The organism is Oleiphilus sp. HI0066 (genome assembly GCF_001635725.1).
Genome location: NZ_LWFH01000843.1, coordinates 1 through 364 on the forward strand (window position 1 = coordinate 1; position 364 = coordinate 364).

A 364-nucleotide genomic window follows, 5' to 3' on the forward strand; every position below is an offset into this window, starting at 1 on the left:
CATTTCAGGCACTAGCATAGACGGCCTTGATATTGCCCTCGTTAAATTCGAGGACAATAAGATCCATACAGTTCAATCTGATTGCATAAAACTACCGGAAAAATTGCGACACGCCTTATCCCAACTCTGTGATTCAAACTCTGATGAAGAGCTAGAGCGTTTTGGTCGAGTAGATCATGAACTGGGGAAGTTCATTGGTAAAAGCACGAACGACTTCCTAACTCGCCTAAACATCAATCCGGAAAGCGTTACGGCTATAGGAAGCCACGGACAAACCATCCGCCATCGCCCAGAAGGTCCAACACCCTTCTCCATCCAAATTGGTAATGGACATGCCATCGCGGAACACTCAGGCATTATGACG

Annotated in this window: 1 protein-coding gene; it reads left to right on the plus strand. The window is 46.4% G+C overall.

Going from position 1 to position 364, the window contains the following annotated elements; translation table 11 throughout:
* Nucleotides 1–364, plus strand: a 364-nt coding sequence (locus A3738_RS09840) for an anhydro-N-acetylmuramic acid kinase (protein WP_197473774.1), incomplete at both ends; no start/stop codon positions are given.